Origin of the sequence: Motilibacter deserti (genome assembly GCF_011250635.1) — a bacterium.
GTDB classification, from domain to species: Bacteria; Actinomycetota; Actinomycetes; order Motilibacterales; family Motilibacteraceae; genus Motilibacter_A; species Motilibacter_A deserti.
On sequence record NZ_JAANNP010000088.1, the window covers coordinates 1 to 7397 of the forward strand.

General features: G+C 71.6%; 3 protein-coding genes and 1 pseudogene. 1 reads left to right on the top strand and 3 read right to left on the bottom strand.

Translation table 11 applies throughout. The annotated features are described in order from the left end of the window. The first annotated feature begins 1006 nt into the window (after positions 1-1006). Positions 1007-3394 (top strand): glycoside hydrolase family 43 protein, encoded by a 2388-nt coding sequence (locus G9H71_RS19965; protein ID WP_231135165.1) that lies wholly within the window; start codon positions 1007-1009, stop codon positions 3392-3394. Positions 3395-4069: 675 nt separating this feature from the next. On the opposite strand, the gene G9H71_RS19970 is transcribed toward G9H71_RS19965, so the two are convergent. The 3 genes and pseudogenes from G9H71_RS19970 to G9H71_RS19980 all read right to left on the bottom strand — a co-directional run. After that, positions 4070-4615: a DUF3995 domain-containing protein gene (locus tag G9H71_RS19970; RefSeq protein ID WP_166284545.1), complete on the bottom strand. Its 546-nt coding sequence runs from the start codon at positions 4613-4615 to the stop codon at positions 4070-4072. A 5-nt stretch (positions 4616-4620) separates the two neighbouring features. Next, a complete protein-coding gene (locus G9H71_RS19975; RefSeq protein ID WP_166284546.1) occupies positions 4621-6906 on the bottom strand; it encodes an MMPL family transporter in 2286 nt (761 codons plus the stop codon). Between the two features lie 61 nt (positions 6907-6967). Continuing rightward, positions 6968-7397, bottom strand: a pseudogene (locus G9H71_RS19980) (LuxR family transcriptional regulator); the annotation flags it as partial.

Genomic DNA, 7397 nt, shown 5'->3' on the forward strand with positions numbered 1-7397 from the left:
CTACACCCTCGTCAGATGCGACACCACCAACTACTGCAACCGAGCCGACACTGGCACGGGCCCCATCACCTGGAACGACGAACTCGGGTACCCCTGAGACCTGCTGAAGGCTGTTGCCGCCCGCCCTGCCACATTCGCGGGGCGCGGCCGAGAGGCACGCGAGGACATGCCGCAGTTCGTGCGCGAGCCGTTGACGGGCGCCGTCCGCCAGTCCAGCGTCGACAGCGCCCGATCCCGCAGGGAGCACTCCTCGAGCGACTGCATCAACGGCCGTGTCGGCGTCGTCGCAGGCCCGCGAGCGTCAGGCCTGCACCGACGAGCACAAAGAGGTACGCAAGGAGGAGGAGCGCGCCTCCGCCGATGTTGGGCCCGCCCCACTCGTCCGGGTACCGCGACGTAAGGACTCGGTCAATGATCACCCACAATGCGCCAACTGCCAGGAGGAAGATCCCGACCCCGGCCGACCTCAACCCGCTCCGGGAGCTCACGACACTGACAACTCCATCCAGGATCTGATGCACCGGTGGCGTGGTTCCCCGCGCCTGATATCGAAGGCCACCCCTCCTCGCTCCGATGCCCCGAGCAAGATCCGTCCATGCCGACGGCGCGCGACCCCTTGGCGCCCGCGTGTGCCGGCGACGGCGCGCCGTCAGCCCAGCACTAACAGCCCTGGTGAGAGTGCTGCAGCGCAGGTTTATGTCGTCCTCGATCACGCGCGGTCTAGGCGGCTGATCCGCACCGGTTCGAGTGACGGCGCTCCCACCGTGCCAGGGGCTTGACGGCGCCGATGTTAGCGATAACACTCGCTCAACGGTCACCGCCGACCGGTCTCTTGCGAGCCGCAGTTGGCGGCGCCGCGCGACGCGAACGGCAGGGGACGCAGCGTCGCGACACAGAGACGGACCCGCGGTCGGCGGGTCTCCAGGGCACGGAGAGGTACGCGATGGAGCTCCAACGGAGGAGAACAGCACCGCAGGCAGCAGCGAGCCGGCGCTCGGTCGGCCGCATGCGGGCCAGGATGATCGCCGCCGCAGCGGCGAGCGCTCTGGGCGCCGGGATGCTCGCAGCCAACCCGACCTCGGCGCAGGTCCAGGACGAGCCCGCCAGGGCTGAGGCCACGGCCCCCACCACGGCCGGGCCCGGCGCCAGCGTCGAGACGGCACCCGACGGCACGCCGTACGAGCGCTACGTGTTCGCGTCCTTCCACGGCGGCGACGACGGCGGGCGGAACGGCGAGCAGATCTGGCTCAGCGCCTCGAAGGGCAACGACCCGTTCAACTGGTACGAGCTGAACTACGACGAGGGCACGGCCGTCTCACAGCCGATCCTGCAGACCGTCAACCCGCCGCAGGGCCAGACGGGCCTTCGTGACCCGTCCCTCATTCGCTCCGCGGACGGGGAGAAGTTCTTCCTGCTGGCCACCGACCTGAAGACCTACCAGGACGGCCAGTCGTGGTCGTACCGCCAGTCGCGCGGCTCGCGCAACCTCGTCGTCTACGAGTCCACCGACCTCGTCAACTGGTCGGACGCCCGCTTCGTCAAGGTCGAGGACGACTCCGCGGGCAACGTCTGGGCGCCGGAGGCGTTCTATGACGAGAGCCGGGGCGAGTACATCGTCTTCTGGGCGTCGAACCTGTATCCGGACGAGAACATCGCCACCCGCAACACGTCGCAGATCTCCTACAACCGGATCCGGATCTCGACCACCAAGGACTTCGTGACGTTCACGGAGCCCAAGACCTGGGTCAACCTCGACCGGTCCACCGGCCGTCAGGGCTGGGGCATGATCGACTCGACGATGATCGCCACGGACGACCGGATCTACCGCCTCACCAAGGACGAGAACGGCTTCCGCGTCCTGCTGCAGTACATCTCCTCCCTCGAGGACCTCCACGACACGTGGGGCGATGAGGAGACGGAGCCCTACGCGGTGAACAAGAACCCGATCACCCCGCTCACCAGGGAGCCCAACGCCTGGACGATGGTCGGCAACCCCAACGGCTCCAGCAAGTGGCAGATCCCCGGCCTGAACGGTGGGAACCTCGAGGGCCCGCTGGTCTTCAAGGACAACGCCGAGGACATGTACTACGTGTTCATCGACTACGCGTCCGGCGGCGGGTACGTCGCCTGGCGTGCGCCCTCGATGGACGTGCCGCCGAACGAGTGGGAGTACCTGGGCCAGTCCTGGTGCAACACCACGGGCTTGTCGAGCACCTGCAACGCGCAGGACCCGACGTCGCCCTACTGGTCGCTGCCGGTCAGCCCGCGCCACGGCTCGGTCATCCCCGTCACGCTCGAGGAGTGGGAGACGCTGATGGCCGGCTACAACTCCCCCGTGCACGTCGAGGCGTCCCTCGTCACGACCGACGGCGACGCGGTGTCCGAGGACGAGTGGCTCAACGAGGCGCCCGAGCTGGAGGTGACCTGGACCGACTTCAACGACACCGGCCTGGCGCCCGCCTGGCTGCGGCTCGTCGAGGGCCACAACGACGGCGCGCGGGTCGTGTCTGCCGAGAGGATCACGTCCGGCATCGCGCAGGGCATGACCATGCCGGTCAACGCCGTCGAGGGGACGAACTGGGCTCAGCTCGAGTACCGCGATGCCTCCCTCGGGGGCGACGCAGTGATGCTCTGGACGCCCGACGTCTCCTACAAGCTCGACACCACGGCGCCCGTCGTCGGGGCGACGGTCGACGGGTTCGAGCTGTCGGTGTCGGTCACCGACCCGCTGCCTGCCGGCGTCAGGGAGAATTCCGGCGTCGCGTCGTGCGAGTACCGGGTCGGGGACGGCGCGTGGGCGGCCTGCGCCGACACCGTCGACCTCGGAGCGTCGATCAGCGATCGCACGGTGACCGTCGTAGCCACCGACAACGCAGGCAACGAGACGACGGTGCAGGTCGTGGCACAGAACGAGCTGCCGGAGACGATCGACGAGCTCGCGGCCGGGAACCACATGCCGCGCAGCGTCGTCCGGGACCTGCAGCAGTTCCTCGACGCCGCCGCCGACGCGGAGGCCGACGGGGACCAGGCGGAGACGCTGCGCCAGCTGCGGCGCCTCGCCGCCTACGTCGCGGCCGCGAACATCAGCAAGATCGACGCCGAGGCATGGGGCACGCTGTGGCCCGTCCTGCTGGACTACCTCACCCCGCAGAGCGACGTCGCCACACTGCAGCAGCGGGTCGGCGACCTGACCCGCAGCGGTGACATCGCGACGAGCACTGGCCGGGACCTGCAGGAGCACCTGACGGCGGCGGCGGCAGCGCCGACAGCGCAGGAACGAAGGACGCACCTGCAGGCGTTGCGGGCGGACGTCGCGTCGGCGCGGGCCAACAAGGTCAGCCAGGACGCGAAGACCGCGCTGCTCGCGCTGATCGACGCCGCGCTCGCCTCATGAGCTAGCGAGGCTTCGCAGCAAAGCTCGACGCCACACCGGCCACGGCCCCCGCACCCCCCGGTGCGGGGGCCGTGGTCGAAGCGTCGCCCCACGCACCTTGATGCGTTGCCGCGAGGGGCGTGGTGGATCACCACAAGGACCGCAGCCCGCCGTGTCCCGGCCCGCCCTGCTACGACGGAGACCGCCGGTCATGCGGCCGTGGGCCGGGGACGCGCGACCATCCCGCGGAGCCCGCGTTGAACGGAAGGCTGCCGAGACCTGCGCCCGTACGCTCGCACGGTGTCGATGACGTCATCGCGCACCGGCGGGTCGAGCTCGGGCAGGACAGCGATCGGGCCCTGCTTGCGGAATCGTCGAACGACGCCTGGCTTCTCGTCGGCGTTTATGATCAGCACAGGCCGTCCACAGTTGAGTTCAGGACGTGGAGTGGGCACCTCGACGACCTCCACCACGACTAACGCCAACACGGACCTAGCAGATCTTGCTCGGTGACACAGCTGCTGAGAACTGGTGCGGATCCGCCCGCGGCCGAGAGTGCAAGTCCGTCGGCGCGAGACGCGTCAAGGGGCGGTCGCATGCCCCTCTGCCACGAACGCTGCAAGAACCGGGACGTGTCCCAACAGCGAGTGACGGGGTGGGGAGGCGTCTAGCGGGGCGCCCATGATTCCGCCCGGGTCACGCAGCGCCGGCACGCCGGGCCTGCCACCCGGCCATGCCCAGCAGCACGCCCCACACCACGAAGATCGGGTCCCACAGCAGCAGGTGCCCGTACAACGCCGTGGGGTCGGACGGCCCGCCCTGCCCGACCAGGCCGAGCGCGGCCAGCAGCCCGGCGACGACGAGGACGCCGCCGTACACCGTCAGGACAGCAGCCCCGCCGAGAGCGGCGGCCAGGAGCAGCCGCCGCGGGATCCGCCGCCCCCAGGGCATGACCAGCGCCAGGGCAAGCGCCGCGCCGGCGACCTTGAGCAGCACGGCGACCCAGACGGCCACGAAGATGCCGGGGTCGTGCGCCCGCGCGAGCCGCTCGATGGTGCCGCCGATCGTGTCCAGGCCGGCGGTCCCGCCGAGCCCCCAATACACGCTGGGCACTGCGGAGACCAGCGCCCAGCCGGCGGCGGCGTACGCCCACCGCCGGGAGGCCCCGGCCGCGGGCGTACCCGCAGCCGGGGCGCCCGCGACCGGGCTACTGGCAGGGACGGCTTCGACACCGTCGCTCAAGGCGCTCACCTCCGCGACGCCGGCTCGGCGGGGCGCTCCTCCGCGACCGGCACCGTGGCACCCATCGTCCCCGAACGGGCAGCCGGCTGCGAGGGCACCACCGGGCGCTCCGCGGGAAGGGGCTCGGCGGCGTCCGCGTGCGAGATGTCCGGGAGCCACGTGAGCCACCGCGGCAGGTACCAGTTCCGCTCCCCCAGCAGCAGCATCGTCGCCGGCAGCAGTACGCACCGGACGACCGTGGCGTCAAGCGCGACGGCCACCGCAAGGCCGAAGCCGAGTTCCTTCATCGACACCTGTGAGAGCGTCACGAACACAGCGAACACCGCGACCATCACGACCGAGGCGACGGTGACGACGCTCGAAGCCGACCCTACACCCCTGATCACGGCTTCGGTGGTTCCGGAGCCACGGTCCACGTTCTCCCGGATCCTGCTGAGGATCAGGACGTGGTAGTCCATCGACAGGCCGAAGAGGATGACGAAGAGGAACAGCGGCAGCCACGAGGCGATCGCGCCGGTGCTGGTGAACCCGAGCGCCCGCTCGCCCCACCCCCACTGGAACGCCGCCACGACCGCGCCGTAGGCCGCGGCGACCGAGAGCAGGTTGAGCACGATCGCCTTCACCGCGACGACGACCGAGCGGAAGGACGCGAGAAGCACCACGAAGGCGAGCGCCAGCACGAAGCCGAAGACCCATGGCGTGCGCGCCCGGAGCAGGTCGTTGAAGTCGGCGCCGGTCGCGGTCGGACCGGTGACGTGCGCCTGCACGCCCGGGACGTCCCCGAGGGCGCCCGGCACCACGTCCTGCCGGAGGGTGCGCAGCGCTGACTGCGATGCCGCATCGCTGCCGCTGCCGCTGAGCGGCACCCTGACGAGGGCCGCGGTGCGAGCGGAGTTGAGCTGCACGTCGATGGGCTCGTCCATCTGCCCGCTCGCCAGGGCGCGCTGGCGCAGGTCCTCGATGCCCGCGGCGGTGGCGGGCGCAGTGACGTCGGGCGCGGTCACGACGACCACGGCCGGCGACCCACTGCCCGGGAAGGCGGTCTGGATGCGGTCGTACGCCTGCAGGGCGGCGATGTCGTGCGGTACGTCGTCGATCCCGGGAGTGGCGACGCGCAGCGACAGCGCGGGCAGGGCGAGCACGACGAGCAGGCCGGCTGAGGCGACCGCCGCGACGACGGGGCGGCGCAGGACCGCGGTGAGCAGCCGCGGTGTGCCCCTGGGACCGACGCGACGCCGGCGCAGGAAGGGCACGCGGCCGCGGTCGACGCGGTCACCGAGCAGGGCGAGCAGCGCAGGCAGCACGGTGACCGAGCCGAGGACCGCCGTCGCGACGACGAGCATCGTCGCGGTGGCGATGCCGAAGAAGACGGCGTTCCCCGTCAGGAACATGCCAGCCATCGCGACGAGGACGGTGACGCCCGAGACGACGACCGCGCGGCCGGACGTGCGCGCGGCGACGGCGAGCGCCTGCTCCCGGCTCGCTCCGGCGGCCCGCTCCTCGCGCTCACGGCGTACGTAGAAGAGGCAGTAGTCGACGCCGACCGCCAGCCCGATGAGCAGCATGATCGAGCTGGCGGTGCTCTCGACGCCGGACAGGTGGCTGGCGAGCGCGAGCAGCCCGGACGCCGCGGCGATGGCGGTCAGCGAGAGCAGGACGGGCAGCAAGGCGGCGACCAGCGCGCCGAAGGCGATGAGGAGAACGACGAGGGTCACGGGGATGGCCAGCGTCTCCGCACGGGCGAAGTCCTTGCCCGCGGTCTCCTCCAACGCGAGCGCCATGGTCGCGTCACCAGTCCCGGCAATGCGCAACTGCGGGTGTGCATCGGCTGCGGCGGCGATCGCCTCGAGGACCGGGTCGATCCGGTCCGGCGCGGTGTCGGAGTCCCCGCGGATCTCGTACGTCACCAGCGCGGCCCGGGCGTCCGCGCTGACCTGCCCCGCGCCGTCGCTCTCGAGCGGCGAGCGCAGCTGCTGCGTCAGCCCGGAAGCCGCGAGGCGGTCGACGACGTCCTCGACGGCGGCCCGGAACGCCGCGTCGCGCACGGTGAGCCGGTCGCTGTCGACGAGGACGTACTCCGCCGCGTGCGCATCGAAGTGCTCGGCCAGCGCGCGCTCCGCCTTCGCCGAGTCCCCGGAGGTGCGGTCGGCCGACGTCAGCTGCACGGTGCCGACGGCGCCGCCCGCGAGCACGGCCACGACGGCGAACAGGATCCACGCCGTCAGGGCGCGCCACGGATGCGCTGCGCTCCAGCCGGCGGCGCGGGCGGTCCCGCGAGGTCTGGGCGTCATGGGAGTTCCTTCTGCGAGTTCGGGACGCCCGCTCGAACGAGGCGGGCTCGGTCGGGCCGGGTCAGTTGGCGTGGGCGAGCGGCCAGGCAGCGGAAGCGCGGGCGGCGGGAAGCGCGGCCTCGCCACGGCCGCCGGCCGGGGCGGGGGCGAGCAGGCGCAGCTGCGCGGCCGCCGCACCCGCCTGGAAGCGGGACGTGACGCCGAGCTCGCGCAGCAGATCCGAGACGTGCCGCCGGTACGTCCGGATCGAGATGCCGAGCTCACGGCTCGCCACCTCGTCCTTCACGCCCCTGGCGAGGAAGCCGAGGATCTCCTGGGTGTGCGCGCAGCCGCGCCGGTGGCTCGTGCGACGGAAGTCCTCGAGGCTCGGCGCGGGCTCGGCCGTCGCGACGAACAGCAGGCCCAACGTCCGCAGCACCGGCGGCGTACGGACGAGCAGGGCGTGCCGCTCGGACTTTGCGCCCTGCCACCACACCACGGCGGCGGTCTCG

Coding starts and splice junctions, on each gene's coding strand:
- G9H71_RS19965 (WP_231135165.1), top strand. CDS start 1,007: ATGCGGGCCAGGATGATCGCCGCCGCAGCGGCGAGCGCTCTGGGCGCC.
- G9H71_RS19975 (WP_166284546.1), bottom strand. CDS start 6,906: ATGACGCCCAGACCTCGCGGGACCGCCCGCGCCGCCGGCTGGAGCGCA.